Raw genomic sequence first — 19,121 nt, forward strand, 5'->3', positions numbered from 1 at the left:
TGTGAACGCCGAAAACCTCGTCGGCCTCGTGCTCGCGGTCGCGCTGACCGCGTTCCTGATCGCTGCCCTACTCTTCCCGGAACGGTTCTGATGGCCGGCATCCTCTTCATCGCCTCGCTGATCGTGGTGCTGGTGCTGCTGTACCGCCCGTTCGGCGACTACATGTTCCGCGCCGTCACCGCGACCCGGCACCTGCGCGCCGAGAAGGTCATGTACCGCGCGGTCGGCGTCAACCCGGACGGCGAGCAGTCGTGGGGCGTCTACGCCCGCAGCGTGCTCGCCTTCTCCGCGGTGTCGATCCTGCTGCTGTACCTCTTCCAGCGCTTCCAGAACCATCTGTGGCTCAGTCTCGGCTTCGACCCCGTGGCGCCCGGCCAGGCCTGGAACACGGCCGTCAGCTTCGTGACGAACACGAACTGGCAGTCGTACTCCGGTGAGTCCACCATGGGGCACCTCGTGCAGATGTCCGGGCTCGCGGTGCAGAACTTCGTCTCCGCGGCCGTGGGCGTCGCCGTGGCGGTGGCCCTTGTGCGCGGCTTCTCCCGGGCCCGGACCGACCAGCTCGGCAACTTCTGGGTCGACCTGGTCCGCATCACGGTGCGCATCCTGCTGCCGGTGGCCATCCTCGGCGCGATCGTGCTGATCGCGGGCGGTGTCGTGCAGAACCTTTCCGCCGGTACCGACCTGACGACCCTCGCCGGCGCCGCGCAGCACGTCACCGGCGGCCCGGTCGCCTCGCAGGAGGCCATCAAGGAGCTCGGCACGAACGGCGGCGGGTTCTACAACGCCAACAGCGCGCACCCGTTCGAGAACCCGACCGGCTGGACGAACTGGTTCCAGATCTTCCTGATCCTGCTGATCCCGTTCTGCCTGCCGCGGGTGTTCGGCCGGATGGTCGGCGACAAGCGCCAGGGCCTGGCGATCGCCGGCATCATGGCCATCCTCGCCATCGGCTCCACGATCGCGCTGAACGTCATCCAGATCCACCACCCGGGCACCGTCCCGACCGCGGTCGGCGCGGCCACCGAGGGCGTCGAAACGCGCTTCGGCGTCGCCCAGTCGGCGACCTTCGCCGCGGCCACCACGCTGACCTCCACCGGCGCGGTGAACTCCTTCCACGACTCGTACACCGCGCTGGGCGGCATGGTCCCGATGCTGAACATGATGCTGGGCGAGGTGGCTCCCGGCGGTACCGGATCAGGCCTCTACGGCATGCTGATCCTGGCCGTCATCACGGTCTTCGTGGCCGGTCTGATGGTCGGGCGGACGCCGGAGTACCTCGGCAAGAAGATCGGCGCGCGGGAGATCAAGTTCGCGTCGCTGTACCTGCTGACGACGCCCGCGCTCGTGCTGGTCGGCACGGCCATCGCGATGGGCTCGCCGACCGCGCGCGCCTCGATGGCCAACCCGGGCGCGCACGGGCTCTCTGAGGTGCTCTACGCGTTCACGTCCGCGTCGAACAACAACGGCTCGGCGTTCGCGGGCATCAGCGTCAACACCGACTTCTACAACACGGCGCTCGGCCTGTGCATGCTGCTCGGCCGGTTCCTGCCGATCATCTTCGTGCTCGGCCTGGCCGGCTCCCTGGCCAAGCAGCAGCCGGTGCCGGCGTCGGCGGGGACGCTCAGGACGTACCAACCCCTCTTCATCGGCATGGTCGTGGCCGTCACGGTCGTCGTCGTGCTGCTCACCTACCTGCCGGCGGTCGCGCTCGGCCCCCTCGCGGAAGGACTCGGCACCTCATGATCGCCGCCGGTCTGCTCGATCCCAAGCAGCTGTGGAAGTCGGTTCCCGACGCGCTGCGCAAGCTCAACCCGGGAACGCTGTGGCGCAACCCGGTCATGTTCATCGTTGAAATCGGCTCCATTTACACGACGGTGCTCGCCATCGCCAACTCCAGCGTCTTCGCCTGGGCGATCGCGGCCTGGCTGTGGCTGACCGTGCTGTTCGCCAACATGGCCGAGGCGGTGGCGGAGGGGCGCGGCAAGGCCCAGGCCGACACGCTGCGCAAGGCCAAGCAGGACACCATGGCGTACCTGCGGGACGGCACCACGCTGCGCGCGAGCGAGCTCAAGCAGGGCGACATCGTGGTCGTCGAGGCCGGCCAGATCATTCCCGGCGACGGCGACGTGATCGAGGGCATCGCCTCGGTCGACGAGTCGGCGATCACCGGCGAGTCCGCCCCTGTCATCCGCGAGTCGGGCGGCGACCGGTCGGCGGTCACCGGCGGTACCAAGGTGCTGTCCGACCGGATCGTCGTGAAGATCACGCAGCTGCCGGGGGAGTCGTTCATCGACCGGATGATCCGGCTGGTCGAGGGCGCGAACCGGCAGAAGACGCCGAACGAGATCGCGCTGAACATCCTGCTCGCCTCGCTCACCATCATCTTCATGCTCGCGGTCGTCACGCTGCAGCCCCTCGCGATCTACTCGGGTGGCCCGGTGTCCGGGATCGTGCTCGTGGCGCTGCTCGTCTGCCTGATCCCGACGACCATCGGTGCGCTGCTGTCGGCCATCGGCATCGCCGGCATGGACCGGCTCGTGCAGCGCAACGTCCTGGCCATGTCCGGACGCGCCGTCGAGGCGGCCGGCGACGTGAACACGCTGCTGCTCGACAAGACGGGCACGATCACCCTGGGCAACCGGCAGGCGGGCGACCTGCTGCCGGTCGACGGGGTCACCGCGGCCGAACTGGCCGAGGCGGCGCAGTTGTCCTCGCTCGCCGACGAGACCCCGGAGGGGCGTTCCATCGTCGTGTACGCCAAGGAGCACTACGGCCTGCGCGAGCGCGATGTGCACGGCGCGGCCTGGGTCCCCTTCACCGCCCAGACCCGCATGTCCGGGGTGGACGTCGACGGCCGCGAGGTGCGCAAGGGCGCCGCGACCGCGGTCATGAAATGGGTACGCGAGAACGGCGGCCGGCCGACCGAGGAGGTCGGGTCCATTGTGGACGCCGTGTCGACCTCCGGCGGCACCCCGCTCGTCGTGGCCGAGCGCGTCGCCGGGCAGTCGGCCCGCACCCTGGGCGTCATCCATCTCAAGGACGTCGTCAAGCAGGGCATGCGGGAGCGGTTCGACGAGATGCGCCGGATGGGCATCCGGACCGTGATGATCACGGGCGACAACCCGTTGACGGCCAAGGCGATCGCGGAGGAGGCCGGGGTCGACGACTTCCTGGCCGAGGCCACCCCCGAGGACAAGATGGCCCTGATCAAACAGGAACAACAGGGCGGCAAACTCGTCGCGATGACCGGCGACGGCACCAACGACGCCCCCGCCCTCGCCCAGGCCGACGTCGGGGTGGCGATGAACACCGGGACATCGGCCGCGAAAGAGGCCGGGAACATGGTCGACCTCGACTCCGACCCGACCAAACTCATCGAGATCGTCGAGATCGGCAAACAACTGCTGATCACCCGCGGCGCCCTGACCACGTTCTCGATCGCCAACGACATCGCGAAGTACTTCGCGATCATCCCGGCCATGTTCGCCGCGATCTACCCCGGCCTGGACCGGCTCAACATCATGCACCTGCACTCGCCGACCTCGGCGATCCTGTCCGCGGTCATCTTCAACGCCCTGGTCATCGTCGCGCTGATCCCCCTCGCCCTGCGCGGGGTCCGGTACCGGCCCGGCTCGGCCGCCGCGATGCTGCGCCGCAACCTGCTCGTCTACGGCGCCGGCGGCATCATCGTGCCGTTCATCGGCATCAAACTCATCGACCTGCTCATCATGAACATCCCGGGGATCTCCTGATGCGACTCCCAGCCTGGCTCGCCCAACACCTGGCCGCCCTCCGCGCCCTGCTCGCCCTCACCGTCGTGCTCGGCGTGGTCTACCCACTGCTCATGGTCGCCATCGCCCGGATCCCGGGCCTGTCCGGCCACGCGGACGGCTCACTGCTCGACCGCGACGGCAAGGTCGTCGGCAGTGCCCTCATCGGACAGTCCTTCGTGGACGATCAGGGCAACCCCCTGAAGCAGTACTTCCAGTCCCGCCCGTCGGCCGCCGGTGACGGCTACGACCCGACGTCGACCTCGGCCTCCAACCTCGGCCCGGAGAACGTGGTGGACACGCTGCCCGACCCGAGCGTGCAGGACGACGAGGGCAAGCAGGGCCTCCTCACCCAGGTCTGCGCCCGCAGCAAGGCCGTCGGCGACTTCGAGGGCGTCGACGGCTCCCGGCCCTACTGCACGCCCGGCGGCGTCGGCGCGGTCCTGGCGGTCTACGCCGACCACGCCGTGAGCGTCAACGAGGCGTGCCCGGCGGCCCCGTTCGTCGCGCAGTACCAGGGGAAGCCCGTGCAGTGCGCCAAGCCCGGCGAGGACTACAGCGACGGCACGATCACCCCGATCCGCGGCGACGCGCCCGCGAACCCGGTGGTGCCGGCCGACGCCGTCACCGCCAGTGGCAGCGGGCTCGACCCGGACATCAGCCCGGCGTACGCCGCGCTGCAGGTGCCCCGGATCGCCAAGGAGCGCGGCATGTCCGAGGCCGACGTGCGCAAGCTCGTCGACGAGCACACGGACGGCCGGACGCTCGGCTTCCTCGGCGAGCCGGGCGTGAACGTCCTCGAGCTCAACCTGGCCCTCGACCGGAGGTAGCCGACCAGTGCCCCCGGCCCGTCACCCCCGAGCAGGGTGGCGGGCCGGGCCCGTCGGCGGAAAGGGATTCCGTTGCACCGCACCCGTGTCCTCATCGTCGACGACGAGCCGCAGCTGCTGCGGGCCCTGCGGATCAACCTGCAGGCCCGCCAGTACGAGGTCGTCACGGCCGGCGACGGCGCCGCCGCGCTGCGGGCCGCGGCCGAGCAGCATCCGGACGTCGTCGTGCTCGACCTCGGCCTGCCCGACCTGGACGGCCTCGAGGTGCTGCGCGCCCTGCGGGCCTGGACGCCCGTGCCCGTCGTGGTGCTGTCCGGCCGGCTCGGCAGCAGCGAGAAGGTCGCCGCGCTCGACGCCGGGGCCGACGACTACGTCACCAAGCCGTTCAACGTCGACGAGCTGCTGGCCCGGCTGCGCGTGGTGGCCCGGCGCCGCCCCGAGCCGGAGCCCGCCACCGTCGTGCGCGTGGGCGAGTTCGACGTGGACCTCGTCGCCCGGGACGTGCGCCACGCGGCCGACCCCGCGCAGCGGCTGCACCTGACCCGGACCGAGTGGCGGCTGCTGGAGCTGCTGCTGCGCAACCCCGGCCGGCTCGTCGGGCACCGCGAGCTGCTACAGCACGTCTGGGGCCCGACGTACGTGGGCGAGACCCACTACCTGCGCCAGTACATGGCCCAGCTGCGCCGCAAGCTCGAACCCGACCCGGCGCGGCCGCGGCATCTGCTGACGGAGCCGGCGATGGGGTACCGCTTCCAGCCGTAGAGATTGCGTCAAGGACCCTTCTCGAACCGCCCCGCCGATGTCAGCGTTGCTGGCGTGACCCTCACGGAAATCCTTCCCACGTTGCGCTCCTCCCTCCCGCCCCATCTCGACGCCGGCGTGTGGCCCCGCACCACCCGCTGGTCCGAGCGCGGCGACCTGCGCGCCGGCGGCGTCAGCCTCGCCGCGCTGGCCGCGGAGCACGGCACCCCCACGTACGTCGTCGACGAGGCGGACGTGCGGGAGCGCTGCCGGGCCTATGCGGCGGCGTTCGGGGCGGGTGACGTGGCGTACACCGGGAAGGCCCTGCTGAGCATCGACGTGGCGCGCTGGGTGGCCGCCGAGGGACTGGGCCTCTACGCGGGCTCGGCCGGCGAGGTGCGCGTGGCGGCGCTGGCGGGCTTCGCCATGGACCGCGTGGTGCTGTACGGGAGCGCGAAGTCCACTGAGGACCTCGACACCGCGTACGCCGCCGGGGTGGGCACCATCGTCGTCGAGTCGCTGGGCGAGATCGCGCGGATCGCGGCCACCGCTCCCGCCGGGCAGCGCGTGCTGCTGCGGGTCCTGGCCGGGCCCGCGGACTGCGCCGACCGCCGGTTCGGGCTGCACATCGCCGACGGGGAGGCGGCCGCGGCGGTGGCCCGGATCGCGGCGCAACCGGGGCTGCGGCTGGCCGGCTTCGACTGCTCGGTCGGGCATCAGTTGAACCGCTTCAGCCTGTACGAGCAGGAGCTGGGCCGGCTCTGCTCGTTCGCCGCCGCCAACGGGATCGTCCCGGAACGGCTGAACCTCGGCGGTGGTCATGCGGTGGCGTACCGGCCGGCCGAGCTGGATCTGGCTCTGGGCGCCTTCGCCGCGCGGATGCGGGCCGTGTTGCACCTGGAGGCCGGGCGGCACGGGCTGCCGGCGCCTCGCCTGACCGTATCGCCGGGGCGCGCCGTGGTGGCCCGGGCCGGGGTCACGGTGTATCGGGTGCTTGCCGTGACCGAGACCCGGACCGGGGGCCGGTTGGTCGCGGTCGACGGCGGCATGTCGGACTGCCCTGCTACGGCGCTGTGCGGGAGCCGGCACAGCGCGTTGCTCATCGGGCGGGCGGGGGCGGATCTCGCGCCGGCGGTGGTGGTGGGGCGGCACAACGACGCCGACGATGTGGTGGTGCCGGACGCCTCGCTGCCGGCCGACGTGCACCCGGGGGACCTGCTGGCGGTGGCGGGGACGGGCGCCTACCACCATGCGCGGGCCACGAACTTCCACCTGGTGACGCGTCCGGCCCTGCTCGCCGTGGCCGACGGCCGCTCCCGGGTGCTGGTCCGCCGCGAGTCGCTGGACGACCTGTTGGCCCGAGACCTGGGCCGCTGACATGCGCACTCCAGTTCCGCGCTGCGCGCCACTCGCGGTGCCGGCGGTGGCGCGGTGAAGGATCTCGACGCGATGAGTGGCCTGCTCGCGGTGCGGCTCGGGGCCGTGCGGGCCGTGCCGAGCGGGGTGGGGGACCTCGCCCGGTTCCGCGATTCGTGGCCGGAGCGGTCGGTGGAGCTGCATGCCGCCGTCGACGGGCTGGGGGTGGCCGAGACCGCCGCCGCCCGGGAGTTCGCCGTCGTGCGGGCCAAGGTTGCCGCGCCCGGGCTGCCGACCCCGCCGCGAGCGGCGCCCGGGTTGCGGGCCCGGCTGCGGCGGGCCGACGCGATGGCCCGGCGGCGGCAGTGGGCCCGCGTCGCGGCCGACTGCGCCGAACTTGACGAGGCGGTGACCGCCGCCCGCCGCCGCGCCGACGAGCTGCACGCCGCCGCGACCGCCCTCCTGCGCCGCCGCGACGAGCTGCGCGGGGGGCTGGAGGCCTACGTCGCCCATGCTGCCGCGGCTGGACTCTCCTCCGGTCACGAGCGGGCCGCCCGGCTCCTGGACACGGCGCCGTGCGACCTGCGCGCGAGCGCCCGTGCCGTGGAGGCGTACCGCTCGGCGCTGGCCGCACGCCTCGGGAAGCGCTAGGCGGCGGCCTTGGCGACCTCAGGAGTCGCCTCCGGCGCCGGCTCCGTGGCGCGGCCCGGAAGCGCGAAGGACAGCGCGATCGCCACGCCCGTGAAGCCGACCGTCCACCAGAAGGCGACGTCGAAGGCGTGCGCCGGCGTGCCCGAGGTCGAGGCCAGGATGACCGCCAGCAACGCCACGCCCGCCGAGCCGCCCACCTGCTGGGCGATGCGGGTCACCGTGCTCGCGTGCGGGATCTTCGCGTGGGCGAGGCCCTGGAACGCCACGCTCATCAGCGGGATCAGCACCATGCCGAGGCCCAGGCCGCGGACGAACAGGGCGGCCAGCAGCGGCCAGGTCGCCGTGTGGGCGTCGGCCAGCGCGAACGGGACCGTCGCCACGCCGACCATGATGAAGCCGACGATCGAGACCCAGCGGGCGCTGATGCGGTCCAGCATGCGCGCGGCGACGGTACGGCTCAGCAGCGATCCCACGCCCTGCGGGATCAGCAGCAGGCCCGCGCCCAGCGCCGAGTTGCCCCGCAGTTCCTGCCAGTAGAGGGGGAGGAGGAGCATCGCGCCGTACAACGAAGCGCCGGAAAGGAACAGCAGGGACGTCGCGGCCCAGGTCGGGCGGGAGCGCAGGACCTCCAGGTCGACCAGCGGCTCGCCGCGGCCGCGCAGGGCCCACAGGACGAAGGCCACCAGGAGCGCCGCGCCCAGGATCATCGGCGCGAGGACGTCCGCGCGGGTGAAGCCGCCGGCGCCGGAGACGTTGGACAGGCCCCACAGCAGGGCGACCAGCGCGGGGGAGAGCAGGGCCAGGCCGACGACGTCCAGGCGCACCCGGCGGCCGGGCTGGTCGGCCGGGATCAGCCGCGCGGCCAGGACCAGGCCGAGCAGGCACAGCGGCACGTTGACCAGGAACAGCCAGCGCCAGGAGCCGACGCCCAGGATCAGGCCGCCGATGACCGGGCCCAGGATCGGGCCGAGGGCGGCGGGCAGGGCGACGACCGACATGAGCCGGGCGCGGTCCGGGCCCTGCGCGGCCTGCATGACCATGGTCATCATGAGCGGCATCATCGCGCCGCCGCCGAGGCCCTGGACCACGCGGAAGGCGATGAGACTCGGCGCGTCCCACGCGAACGAGCAGAGGACGGAGCCGAGCAGGAACGCGCCCAGCGCGTACATCCACAGGCGCTTGGCCCCCATCCGGCCCTGCAGCCAGCCGACGAGCGGGATGACCACGCCCAGGGCGAGCAGGTACGCGGTGCTGACCCACTGAATGGTCCCGACTCCGGTGTCCAGATCGGCCGCGAGCTGGTGCAGCGCGACGCTGACGATCGTGGAGTCGAGGATGACCGTGATGCCGCCCACCAGCACCGCGATGGCGGTGCGCAGGGCCTTCGGATCGATGCTGGACATCCGTTTCCGCCTTTTAAGATACGCGTTTGTACCTAACGAGCTTCACGGTACGTGCCCGTGTTAAGATACGCAAGTGAGTCTTAAGACCCGCCGACGCGGAACGGAGCTGGAGGACGCGATCCTCGAGGCCGGGTGGGACGTGCTGGTCGAGCGCGGCTACCACGGCTTCACCTACGAGGCGGTCGCCGAGCGGGCCGGGACCAGCCGGCCGGTGCTGTACCGGCGCTGGCCCCAGCGCGAGGACCTGCTGCTGGCCACCGTGGCGAAGTCCTGGGCGACCCAGCCGATCGAGATCCCGGACACCGGGGACCTGCGCGAGGACATGCTCGGCTTCCTGCGCGCGGCCGACGCGGGCCGCTCGCGGACGATGATGCTGGTCGGCGTGCAGCTCATGGAGTACTTCCGGGAGACCGGCACCAGCTTCGACGAACTGCGGGCGCACCTTCGGCCGCTGGGCCGGCGCAACGGCTGCGAGGTCATCGTCGAGCGGGCGGTGCGGAGGGGCGAGCTGCCGGACGTACCATATCCGGCTCGTGTCGTTGTTCTGCCCTTCGACCTTCTGCGGCACGACCTGCTCATGACCATGCGGGCGGTGCCGGACGACAAGCTGGTCGAGATCGTCGACGTGATCTGGTTCCCGCTGCTGCGCGCGACGGCCGAGGGTTACGCCATCAAACCGCTCTGATAGGCGATCACGACGAGCTGCGCGCGGTCGCGGGCGGCCAGCTTGGTCATCGCGCGCTGCACATGGGTGCGCACGGTGAACACGCTCAGGTGCAGGGCGGCGGCGATCTCCTCGTTGGACCGGCCCTCGGCCGCCATCCGCAGCACCTCCAGCTCACGGTTGGTCAGCTCGCGCAGTCCGGGGTGCGGCACCGGCGCCGGGGTGGCCAGGAACCGCTCGATGAGCGCGCGGGTCGCGCCGGGCGACAGCAGCCGCTCGCCGGCCGCGACGGTGCGGATCGCCTCCAGCAGCGCGTCGGTCGTCACGTACTTGCCCAGGAACCCGCTCGCCCCGGCCCGCAGCGCGCGGGCCACGTGCTCCTCGCTCTCGAACGTGGTGAGGATCAGCACCCGCGTCCCGGCCAGCGCGGGATCGGCGCAGACGGCCTCGGTCGCGCGCAGCCCGTCCGTGCCGGGCATCCGGATGTCCATCACGATCACGTCCGGCCGGTGCCGCCGCGCCAGGTCGACCGCCTGCGCGCCGTCGGCCGCCTCGGCCACCACCTCGAGGTCGGCGCACGAGTCGATCAGCAGCCGGAACGTGCCGCGCAGCAGCGCCTGGTCGTCGGCCAGCAGCACCCGCGTCGTCACGGCGCCGCCGGCAGCGTGGTCGTGACCTCGAACCGCTCGCCGTCCGTGTCGCGCACCGACAGCGCGCCGCCGATCGCCCGGGCGCGCTCGCGCATCCCCATGATCCCGAACCCGCGGCCACGCTCCGGCTGGTCGGCCCGCCGCTCGTTGCTCACCGTGATGATCAGTTCCATCCTCGTGTACCGCAGGACGAGCGCCGCCGTCCCGCCCGCCGCATACTTCGTGGCGTTGGTGAGCGCCTCCTGGATGATCCGGTACGCGGTCAGATCGACCCCGGCCGGCAGGTCGCGCCGCTCGCCCTCGACGGCGACCTCGACTTCCAGGCCGGCCGAGCGGGTCGCCTCCAGCAGCCGCGGCAGCTGATTCAGGCCCGGCGGCGGCTGCAGGCTGTCAGCGTCCGGTCCGGCCGACCGGGTCCCCTCCGTGCCCGGCGATGGCTTCGGGCCGGGTGGTGGCTTCAGGCCCGGCTTCAGGCCCGGCTTCGGTTCCGGCGGCGGCTTCGGGCCCGGCTTCGGTTCCGGGGGCGGCTTCAGGGCCGGTGCTGGCTCCAGGCTGTCGACGTCCGGCCCGGCCTGGCGCAGGACGCCGACCGTGTCGCGCAGCTCCAGCATCGCCGTCGACGTGGTCGACTGCAGGTCGCGCAGCATGCGCCTGGTCAGGTCGGGATTCGTTTCCAGGAAATGCGCGGCGGTACCGGCCTGTGCGTTCGCCACCGCCATGTGATGCGCCACGATGTCGTGCAGGTCGCGGGCGATGCGGATGCGCTCCTCGGCCACGCGGAGCCGCGCCTCCTCCTCCCGGGTGCGCTCGGCGTGCTCGGCGCGGGCCTGCACCGCGTCGAGCCAGGCGTGCCGCAGCCGGGTCCGGCTCCCCATCGCGAGCGGGAGCAGCAGCCACAGCGCCGGGCCGAGCGCGCGCAGGGCCACCATGTCGTCGAAGTTGTCGGTGCCGACGGCGGTGGCGACGACGGGGACGATCGCGACCGCCCCGTACGCCCAGGCCGTGCGCGGCGTGCCGGTGGCCGCCAGCCAGTACAGCGCGACCATGAGCGGGGCTAGCAGCAGCGGGGTGAGCAGGTAATCCAACACGCCGAGGATTACCGCGCAGGCGGTCGTGACCAGCACCGCGACCCGCGGATGGGCGCGGCCCCGCAGCAGCGGCAGACAGGCGAGGGCGGCGATCGCCCCGCCGGTCCAGCGGTCGGCCGCGGGGCCGTCTCCCGGTCCGGCGAGGCTCACCCCGAGCGCGGCGCCGAGCAGCAGGGCCAGCACCACGGCCGCGTCGGTGAGCCGCGGATTGCGCTCGGCGTACCCGTCAATGCCCTCATGCGCGGCGTGCCCGTCCATGCCCTCATTCTCCGCGAGTGGCCTGCTTCTGTCGGAGGTCTCCGCGAGTGGCTGCTCATTCGCCTCCGTTCCGTGTGTGGCTGCTCGTTCGCCTCCGCTCCGCGTGTGGCTGCTCGTTCGCCTCCGTTCCGCGTGTGGCCGCTCATTCATCTCCGCTCCGCGTGTGGCCGGCCCATTCGCCGTGTGCGGCCGCTCGTTCTCCGGGAGTGGCCTGCGTCTGCTGAGGTTCTCCGCGTGTGGCCGCCCGTTCTCCGCGTGCGGCCGCGAGCATCGCGGACTCCGGGGGCTTCCGCTGGATTTTCGTGCCCTCGACGTCGACCCGGGGGACGATCCGGTCCAGCCCGCGGGGCAGCCACCAGGCCCGCCGGCCCAGCAGCGCCATGACCGCGGGGACGATCGCCAGGCGGACGACGAACGCGTCGAAGCACACGGCGGCGGCCAGGGAGAACCCGAGCATCTTGATGAACGGGTCCTGTTCGGTGACGAACCCGGCGAACACCGCCATCATGATCAGCGCGGCCGCGATCACCACCCGGGAGCTGCGGCGCAGGCCCGTCTCGACGGCGGCCCGGGGGTCGAGGCCGTTGATGTACGCCTCGCGCATCCGGGAGACCAGGAACACCTCGTAATCCATCGCCAGGCCGAAGACCACCCCGATGGTGAAGATGGGCACCGCGCTCTGGATCGGCCCGGTCTGCTCGACGCCGAACAGCCCGGCCGCGACGCCCCGCTGGAAGACCAGCACGACGGCGCCCAGGGCGGCCAGCACGGAGAGCAGGAACCCGAGGGCGGCCTTGAGCGGCACGAGGATCGAGCGGAACACCACGAGCAGCAGGAGCACCGCGAGCCCGACGACCGTCGCGAGGTACAACATCAACGCTTGTTGGATTTTGGCCGACAGGTCGATGTTGATCGCGGTGGTGCCGGTGACGTGGAAGGTCGCCCCGGTGCCGGCGACCATCCCGGGCCGGGCGGCGCGCAGGTCGCGGACCAGGGTCTGGGTGGCGGCGTCGGTGGGCGCGGTCGTCGGCACCGCCTCGAACAGCGCGGTATCCCCGGCCTCGTTGAATTGCGGCGGGGAGACCGAGGCCATCCCGCGGACCTTGCCCACCTTGTCGGCGATGGCCGAGACGGCCGACTGCGGGTCGGTCGCGCCCTTCGCGTCGACCACGATCATCAGCGGGCCGTTGAAGCCGGGCCCGAACGCCTTCGCGAGCGCGTCGTACGCCCGGCGCTGCGTGGTCGTCGCCGGCCGCGCCTCGTCGCCCGGCATGCCGAGCCGCAGGTCGAGCGCGGGCACGGCAAGCGCGGCGAGGACGAGGAAACCCAGGATCGCGATGGATTTCCGCACCGGCCGTTGCCGTTCGTGCGCCGCCGCGCACGAGCCGTCGGTGGCGTCGCCGATCCGCCGCAGCCGTTCCAGAGCCCGGCGGGCCAGCGTCCGGTTGGGCGACGTCAGGTTGGGCGACGTCAGGTTGGGCGACGTCCGGTCGGGCAATGTCTGGTCGGCGAGTGGCTGGTTGGGCGTTTGGTCGGCCAGCGTTTGGTCGGCCAGCGTCCGGTTGGGCGGCGTCCGGTCGGGCAATGTCTGGTCGGCGAGTGGCTGGTTGGGCGTTTGGTCGGCCAGCGTTTGGTCGGCCAGCGTTTGGTCGGCCAGCGTCCGGTTGGGCGGCGTCCGGTCGGGCAATGTCTGGTCGGCGAGTGGCTGGTTGGGCGTTTGGTCGGCCAGCGTTTGGTCGGCCAGCGTCCGGTCGGGCGGCGTCCGGTTGGGCGGCGTCCGGTCGGCCGGCGCGCGGCGGGGCAGCACCCGGTCGGGCACGAACCCGATCACCGCGGGCACGAGCGTGAGCGCGATCAGCACCGCGATCACCACAGCGGCGACGGCGGCCAGGCCCATCTTGGTGAGCATCGGCATGCCGACGACGGTCAGCCCCGCGAGGGCGATGACGACGGTCAGGCCGGCGAAGGCGACCGCGGATCCGGCGGTACCGGTGGCCACCTCGACCGCCTCGATGGCGGTGCGGCCGGCGGAGCGCTCCTCGCGGTACCGGGCGAGGACGAACAGCGCGTAGTCGATCCCCACGGCCAGCCCCAGCATCAGCGCCAGCGTCGTGGTCGTCTGCGACAGGCCGAAGGTCTTGCCGAGCGCCAGCAGCGACAGCATCGTCACGCCGACCCCGAGCAGCGCGGTGAGCAGCGGCAGCCCGGCCGCCACGAGTGACCCGAGCGCGACGAGCAGGATGACGGCGGCGAGCGAGATGGCCACCAGTTCGGCGATCCCGCCGGGCCCGGGCGCCTCGAGCGCGTCCCCGCCGGCGTCCACGGTCAGCCCGGCCGCCCGGGCGCTCTCGGCCGCGGCGCTGATCTGGTCCCGGCTGGCCACCGTGACCTTGCTGGCCGGGACCTTGTACATCACGCTCGCGTACGCGGCCGACTTGTCGTCGCTGACCCCGCCGCCCTCGAACGGGTCGCCGACCATGGCCACCTGCTCGCCGCCGCCCAGTTTTTCAACGGCCGTTGTAATTGCCGTCCGGTACCGCTCGTCCTCGACGCTCGCGCCCTTGGGTGCCACGAACACGATCGTCGCCCCGCCCGCGTCGGCGGCCAGGCCGGGGAAGCGCTGCCGCATCAGCTCGAACGTGCGCTGCGACTCGGTGCCGGGCATCGAGAAGTCGTCGTCGGGCGCGGCGGGCGCGGTCAGCCCGGCGACGATCGCGCCGGCGAGGACGAGCAGCCACACGAGGAGCACCGGGAGCCGGCGCCGGAACGAGAACCGGCCGAGCCGGGCGAGGAGTTTTGCCACGATCACGACGATGTCGTGGTCGCCGGCCGGTGTCGTCGTGCCGGTTGACCTTGGCGACTACTGCAATTCCAGTATTCGGTTGACAGTGCCGATAATCTGATCCTCCGTACCTCCGTGAGGTCGAGGGGGCCCGTCCCCTTCGATCCACAGGAGTTTCGATGCGCCGGGCACCCGCCCTGTCCTTCCTGCTCGTCACCGTCTTCGTCGACATGCTCGGCCTCGGCCTGATCGTGCCGATCCTGCCCGCGCTGATGACCGCGCTGACCGGCGACGCGTCCGCGGCCGCCCGCTGGTCCGGGGTGATCGGCTCCAGTTACGGGCTGCTGCAGTTCGCGTCCGCCCCGCTGCTGGGGCGCCTCTCCGACCGGTACGGCCGCCGCCCAGTCCTGCTGCTCTCGCTCGCCTTCCTCGGCGTGGACTACCTCGCGCACGGGGTGGCGTCCTCGGTCTGGCTGCTGGCCCTCTTCCACGGCCTCGCGGGTGCGTGCGCGGGCACGAACACGGTCGTCAACGCCTACATCGCCGACGTGGTCCCGCCGTCGGGCCGGGCCCGCGCGTTCGGCCTGATCGGCGCCGCGTTCGGCCTCGGCTTCGTGGCGGGCCCGGTGGTGGGCGGCCTGCTGGGCGCGGTCGACGTGCGGCTGCCGTTCCTGGTCGCGGCGGGGCTGGCGTTCGCGAACGTCCTCTATGGATGGTTGCTGCTGCCCGAGTCGCGGCGCGGAACCCAAGGCCCGGTCGCGAGTCCATCGCTTGTTGGATTGCTCCGCCGCCCGGTGCTGGGCCGGCTGGCCCTGGCGCGGGCCTGCGCCGACATCGCGCGGATGACGAACCAGGCGGTGTGGACGTACCTCGTCACGTCGCGGTTCGGCTGGGACACCGCCCACCTCGGCGTGGTGATGGCCGCGGGCGCTCTGGTCGGCGTTGGATTCCAGGCCCGGCTGGTCGGCCCGCTCGTGCGCGTGCTGGGGGAGAAGCGCGCGGCCGTGCTCGGAAGCGCCCTCGGTGTGGTGGTGCTGGCGGGGACGGCTTTTGTGGAGGTACCGGCGGCGCTCTATGTTCTTCAGGCTCTGGGTGTGCTGGCCTCGGTGGGCAGTGCGGCCGCGCAGGCCTGGCTGTCGGAGGCCACCGGCCCGGACGAGCAGGGCGCCGTCCAGGGCGTGTTCACGGGCATCGGCGCCCTCGCGGAGGCGGCAGTCCCGATCGCGGCCGGCGCGGCGTTCGCGTTCTCGCCCGGCCTGCCGTTCCTGGCCGCCGCCGCGTTCGCCCTGGGCTCGACCGTGGTGCTGATGTCTGCTATCCGCCAACGTTGATGTGTTCCCGGGCCGCCGGGCCTACGCTCGGCGGCCAGTGGAACTCATCGCCAGCGCCGACGTCGCCGCCGACAACATCCTGGATTATTCAGTGAGCCCGGCGGCCCAGGCCTACGTCATCGCCGAGCACATCGTGCGCATCCCGCGCTGCCAGGTGCTCGCGGTGGGCAGCCTGTCCAACGTGCAGCCGCCGGACTACCCCTTCCCGGGCGTACCGTCGGCACCGCGCTATTTCTCCACCGGCGCCCACGTGTACGTGTCGCTGCAGGACGGCGCCACGGGCAAGTGGGACTACACGGTGGCGGCGCGGGCGGAATCCAACGACTGCCGCGCCGTGGGCTTCCGCGTCTTCGTCCACCAGGGCTGGGCGGGCGGCGTGGGCCTGATCTTCCGCACCGGGATCGCCCCGCTGCCGTACGGCCAGCTGGTCCAGGAGCACTACAGGATCGTGTTCGACGCGATCACCGGCATCATCTGCTACACCGCGACGACGTCCCGCTCGGGCAAGCCGGACGACGACGGCGAGGACCCGGACGAGTACGCAATCCGAGCGGCGCGGGATTTCGCCCCGGACGGCGTCCAGTTGCGGGTGCGCTCGCTGGACCGCCCGCTGCCCCCGGGCCGCCACTTCCGCGTCGACCCGGCCAGCGGTTCCGTCATCGAGGTTCAGCAGCGCCCTACGCCGTGAACTCGTACCGCCCGTCACTCCCGCGCGTCAACGCCCGCACACCGACGACGGCATCCACGTTCAACGGCCCGTAGACATGCGGAAACGGCTCGTCCCAGCCGGGCGCCGGGTCCCACCGCAGCGGCGAGGTGAGCTTCTCCTCGTCGATGGCGAGGACGACGAGGCCCTCGTCGTCGCCGTAGATCATGTTGGCGACGGGCGCGACCTGCGCTTCGGTGCCGCCGTGCATGAAACCCTGCTCCTCGATGGTGCGGCCCTTCGTGGACAGGCGGTACTCGCCGTCCCGCTTGGCCCGCTCCCAGTCGCTTTCGAACGCGATGTGATAGATCAAATTCCGCTCCCCGTTGAATATCGCCGATGCAGCCTACCGCCCACCCGCACCCGACAAGGGGCGGCCGACGCGTGAGCCGAATCGATGCGGGGCCCGTGTTTCCCGGCGGAGCCTCCCCACGACCGAAGGAGCCGGCCCGTGCCCAAGGAAGTCATCTCCACGCCCGATGCGCCGCAGTTCTCCGCCTACAGCCAGGCCGTCAGGGCCGGTGACACGATCTACGTCGCCGGGACGGTCGGGGTCGATGTCGCCACCGGGGAGCTGGCCGGGGCGACCGTTCGCGAACAGGCCCGGCAGTCGTTGCGCAACTGCCGGGCCATTCTCCGGGCCGGTGGGGCAGACCTCGCCGACGCCGTCATGGTGCACACGCTGCTCCGCGACCCGGAGGACGCCGACGCCCTGATCGAGGTGTTCGACGAGTTCTTTCCCGCAGTACGGCCGCCGCGTTGTGTCAGCAAGCTCGGCGTCAACCGGCCGGGGATTCTCGTGTCCATCGCGATGGTCGCCGTCGTCGGCTGACGGGGCGGGGCGGGCGTGGCGGCCTGTGCCACGCCCGCCGCTCGCAGGTCAGGACGCGTAGGCCTTGATTTCCAACAGGCCGACGGAATTGGTGCCGTTGGACTGCAGCAGCACCCGCAGCCGCGTCGTGGAGACCTGGGTGAAGGTCACCGTGATGTACGTGTTCGCCGTGACCGGGTAGCCGCTCGCCCCCGGCACGTCGGCGTACGCGCTGCCGGTCCAGTACTGCAGCTTCCAGCTCGCGGGTACGTCGATGCCCTGGTTGTCGTCGAAGAGGTACACCTGGGCGCGTTTCAGGGTTTGCGCGGAGGACCACTGCAGCTCGGCCCACTGCTGGCCGCTGTTGGGCCAGGTGCCCCAGCGCGGGTTCACGGTGTCGTTGGAGGACGTGGGGTCGATGCCGTCGTTCAGCGCGGCGACGGATTCCCACGGTGAGGTGTACGAGGCGACCGCCGTGGCCGAGCGGGCCAGGTTGCTGTCCGGCGGGGTGGTGGTGCCGCCCTTGATGAGGAACAGGTTGTCGGCGACGTTGTAGTACTGCGACAGGTACGACCCGGCCGGCGGGTTGGTGCTGTAGTAGTCGTCGTGGTTGCAGTCCAGCCGGTTGTCGTGGGACTGCGCCGTGCACACGGTCCGCACGGTGACGCTCGGGTCGTCCTTGTAGCACATGACGTCCCACTCGTCGGTGCAGTGGCCGAAGCCCGAGGCGTTCGGCGCGTTGTTGTTCACGGCGCCGAGGGTGTGGCCGAGCTCGTGGGCGGCGACCCCGGCGGTCCAACAGCCGTTGTCCGCGCGGGCGTACTCCGGTCCGGTGTTGGAACGGTTCGCGTCGCTCTTGCGGGTGTCGCCCGCGAGGCCGCCGATGCCGCAGTACACATTGGCGTCGACGAATTGCAGGTACTTGCGGTCGGTGCGCGTGTAGCCGGCCGCCTTCACCGCGTTGAGCAGGGGCGCCCAGTCGTTGGCGTTCAGCGCCGAGTCGGCGATCTGCACGTTGCGCACGACCGGGCGGCAGGCACCGTTGACGGTCTCGGTGACGTACCGGACGTGGCGCTCGCCGCCGGTCTCCTTGGCGCTCTCGTTGAAGATGGTGTCGACGCCCTCGGCGAGGGTGCGGAACGTCTCCAGGTACTGCGAGTAGCGGCTCGTCGATCCGTGGATGTACAGCACCTCGACCCGCCGGCCGCTGGTCCCGTCGCCCTCGCACACGGCGAGGGACTGCGCGGACGCGGACGCCGAAGCCAGCGCCGGTACGGTCGCCTTGACCGACAACCCGGCCGGCGGCGCGTCCGGGCCGTGCGTGCACATGGTCGGGCTGGTGCCCTTGACCTCGAGCAGCCCGGCGCCGCACGGGCCGGCGGGGCGGCGCTGCAGCCCGTCGTACACGAGGCCCTTCGCGGGTTCGTTGGCCGGCACGGCCGTGAGGTCGGCGGTCTGACTGGTCCGGTCACCGGCGAACGCGGTGCCGGCGAAGACCCCGGTGACGCCGAGGCCGATGGCGGCGGCCGCGGCGACGATGATCCGTGCTGTTCCGGATCTGGGCATGGTGGCGGACTCCCTTCACGGGGCAGGGGGGCGAAATCCTTTTCGGCACCCTGGCAGCCCGCATTGTCGGGAGTCAATGTTGTGACGAGTTGTTCCAAAACCACGGCACACCGAAATCATTTCGGCGTGAAAGGTACAGGGAACCGATCACCGAGCCGCGGCGTCTGTGTCGGCATGGACATCGACGACGAGCGGCCGCCGACCGGTTCGGTGGTCGGCGGCCTCGCGCAATCGCTCGGGCTCTACCTGCTGGCGCTGGCGGTCTGGGTGGTGCTCGCGCGGACCGGGCCGCCCTACCAGCCGCATCGCAACACGGTGCTGTTCCAGGAGTTCGCGCTCGGTGCGTTCGTGGCGTCGCTCGCGCTCGGGATCTGGCGGGGCATCCGCGGGCGCGGGCGGTCGGCCATCGGCGTCATCCTGGGCACGTTCGCCTGGCCCATGCTCGGCTTCGTCGCGGTCGTGCTGGCGGTCCAGTACACGCTCTCGCACCTGGACCGGGGCTGAGCCGCGG

General features: G+C 71.9%; 18 protein-coding genes. 12 read left to right on the forward strand and 6 right to left on the reverse strand.

Annotated features, from left to right (window positions below):
* Position 1 precedes the first annotated feature (1 nt).
* From kdpF to ACQPZ4_RS21875, 7 genes are all read left to right on the forward strand, one after another.
* A complete protein-coding gene (gene kdpF, locus ACQPZ4_RS21845) occupies positions 2 to 91 on the forward strand; it encodes a K(+)-transporting ATPase subunit F (protein ID WP_344617409.1) in 90 nt (29 codons plus the stop codon).
* Positions 91 to 1,746 (forward strand): potassium-transporting ATPase subunit KdpA, encoded by a 1,656-nt coding sequence (gene kdpA, locus ACQPZ4_RS21850; RefSeq protein WP_433064131.1) that lies wholly within the window; start codon positions 91 to 93, stop codon positions 1,744 to 1,746. Before kdpF ends, kdpA begins: the two co-directional genes overlap by 1 nt.
* Positions 1,743 to 3,755 carry a potassium-transporting ATPase subunit KdpB gene (gene kdpB, locus ACQPZ4_RS21855; protein WP_433064133.1) on the forward strand — a complete coding sequence of 671 codons (2,013 nt, stop codon included), beginning with the start codon at positions 1,743 to 1,745 and terminating at the stop codon, positions 3,753 to 3,755. The genes kdpA and kdpB overlap by 4 nt, the downstream gene beginning before the upstream one ends.
* On the forward strand, positions 3,755 to 4,603 hold the full coding sequence (locus ACQPZ4_RS21860) for a potassium-transporting ATPase subunit C (protein ID WP_433064136.1): 849 nt from the start codon (positions 3,755 to 3,757) through the stop codon (positions 4,601 to 4,603). Before kdpB ends, ACQPZ4_RS21860 begins: the two co-directional genes overlap by 1 nt.
* 72 nt (positions 4,604 to 4,675) lie before the next feature.
* The gene (locus ACQPZ4_RS21865; protein WP_433064138.1) at positions 4,676 to 5,365 is read left to right on the forward strand and encodes a response regulator; all 690 of its coding nucleotides are present in this window, start codon (positions 4,676 to 4,678) and stop codon (positions 5,363 to 5,365) included.
* Positions 5,366 to 5,419: 54 nt separating this feature from the next.
* Positions 5,420 to 6,721, forward strand: coding sequence for a diaminopimelate decarboxylase family protein (locus ACQPZ4_RS21870; protein ID WP_433064141.1), 1,302 nt, complete (start codon positions 5,420 to 5,422; stop codon positions 6,719 to 6,721).
* A gap of 54 nt (positions 6,722 to 6,775) precedes the next feature.
* Entirely contained in the window at positions 6,776 to 7,351 is a 576-nt protein-coding gene (locus ACQPZ4_RS21875) for a hypothetical protein (protein WP_433064144.1), read from the forward strand.
* Here ACQPZ4_RS21875 and ACQPZ4_RS21880 read toward each other — a convergent pair.
* Positions 7,348 to 8,754 (reverse strand): DHA2 family efflux MFS transporter permease subunit, encoded by a 1,407-nt coding sequence (locus ACQPZ4_RS21880; RefSeq protein WP_433064147.1) that lies wholly within the window; start codon positions 8,752 to 8,754, stop codon positions 7,348 to 7,350. The genes ACQPZ4_RS21875 and ACQPZ4_RS21880 overlap by 4 nt on opposite strands.
* A gap of 73 nt (positions 8,755 to 8,827) precedes the next feature.
* Between ACQPZ4_RS21880 and ACQPZ4_RS21885 the strand changes: the two genes are divergently transcribed.
* Positions 8,828 to 9,439: a TetR/AcrR family transcriptional regulator gene (locus tag ACQPZ4_RS21885; RefSeq protein ID WP_433064150.1), complete on the forward strand. Its 612-nt coding sequence runs from the start codon at positions 8,828 to 8,830 to the stop codon at positions 9,437 to 9,439.
* On the opposite strand, the gene ACQPZ4_RS21890 is transcribed toward ACQPZ4_RS21885, so the two are convergent.
* The 3 genes from ACQPZ4_RS21890 to ACQPZ4_RS21900 form a co-directional block, all read right to left on the reverse strand.
* Positions 9,418 to 10,068, reverse strand: coding sequence for a response regulator transcription factor (locus ACQPZ4_RS21890; protein ID WP_433064152.1), 651 nt, complete (start codon positions 10,066 to 10,068; stop codon positions 9,418 to 9,420). The genes ACQPZ4_RS21885 and ACQPZ4_RS21890 overlap by 22 nt on opposite strands.
* Positions 10,065 to 11,414: a sensor histidine kinase gene (locus ACQPZ4_RS21895; protein ID WP_433064155.1), complete on the reverse strand. Its 1,350-nt coding sequence runs from the start codon at positions 11,412 to 11,414 to the stop codon at positions 10,065 to 10,067. The genes ACQPZ4_RS21890 and ACQPZ4_RS21895 overlap by 4 nt, the downstream gene beginning before the upstream one ends.
* 142 nt (positions 11,415 to 11,556) lie before the next feature.
* The gene (locus ACQPZ4_RS21900) at positions 11,557 to 14,217 is read right to left on the reverse strand and encodes an MMPL family transporter (protein WP_433064157.1); all 2,661 of its coding nucleotides are present in this window, start codon (positions 14,215 to 14,217) and stop codon (positions 11,557 to 11,559) included.
* Between the two features lie 158 nt (positions 14,218 to 14,375).
* Here ACQPZ4_RS21900 and ACQPZ4_RS21905 point away from each other — a divergent pair, with 158 nt between their 5' ends.
* Complete coding sequence (locus tag ACQPZ4_RS21905) at positions 14,376 to 15,527, forward strand: MFS transporter (RefSeq protein WP_433064160.1); 1,152 nt, start codon at positions 14,376 to 14,378, stop codon at positions 15,525 to 15,527.
* Between the two features lie 37 nt (positions 15,528 to 15,564).
* Positions 15,565 to 16,215: a hypothetical protein gene (locus ACQPZ4_RS21910; protein ID WP_433064163.1), complete on the forward strand. Its 651-nt coding sequence runs from the start codon at positions 15,565 to 15,567 to the stop codon at positions 16,213 to 16,215.
* Here the strand turns inward: ACQPZ4_RS21910 and ACQPZ4_RS21915 are convergent.
* Complete coding sequence (locus tag ACQPZ4_RS21915; protein WP_433064165.1) at positions 16,205 to 16,546, reverse strand: DUF952 domain-containing protein; 342 nt, start codon at positions 16,544 to 16,546, stop codon at positions 16,205 to 16,207. The two genes, ACQPZ4_RS21910 and ACQPZ4_RS21915, sit on opposite strands and share 11 nt — an antisense overlap.
* Before the next feature lie 138 nt (positions 16,547 to 16,684).
* Between ACQPZ4_RS21915 and ACQPZ4_RS21920 the strand changes: the two genes are divergently transcribed.
* On the forward strand, positions 16,685 to 17,065 hold the full coding sequence (locus ACQPZ4_RS21920; RefSeq protein WP_433064167.1) for a RidA family protein: 381 nt from the start codon (positions 16,685 to 16,687) through the stop codon (positions 17,063 to 17,065).
* Positions 17,066 to 17,113: 48 nt separating this feature from the next.
* On the opposite strand, the gene ACQPZ4_RS21925 is transcribed toward ACQPZ4_RS21920, so the two are convergent.
* Positions 17,114 to 18,610 carry a DUF7402 domain-containing protein gene (locus ACQPZ4_RS21925; protein ID WP_433064170.1) on the reverse strand — a complete coding sequence of 499 codons (1,497 nt, stop codon included), beginning with the start codon at positions 18,608 to 18,610 and terminating at the stop codon, positions 17,114 to 17,116.
* A gap of 174 nt (positions 18,611 to 18,784) precedes the next feature.
* Here ACQPZ4_RS21925 and ACQPZ4_RS21930 point away from each other — a divergent pair, with 174 nt between their 5' ends.
* Entirely contained in the window at positions 18,785 to 19,114 is a 330-nt protein-coding gene (locus ACQPZ4_RS21930) for a hypothetical protein (RefSeq protein ID WP_433064172.1), read from the forward strand.
* Positions 19,115 to 19,121: the final 7 nt, after the last annotated feature.

The sequence above is a fragment of the Dactylosporangium sp. CS-033363 genome (genome assembly GCF_050942475.1).
In the GTDB taxonomy this organism is placed as follows: domain Bacteria; phylum Actinomycetota; class Actinomycetes; order Mycobacteriales; family Micromonosporaceae; genus Dactylosporangium.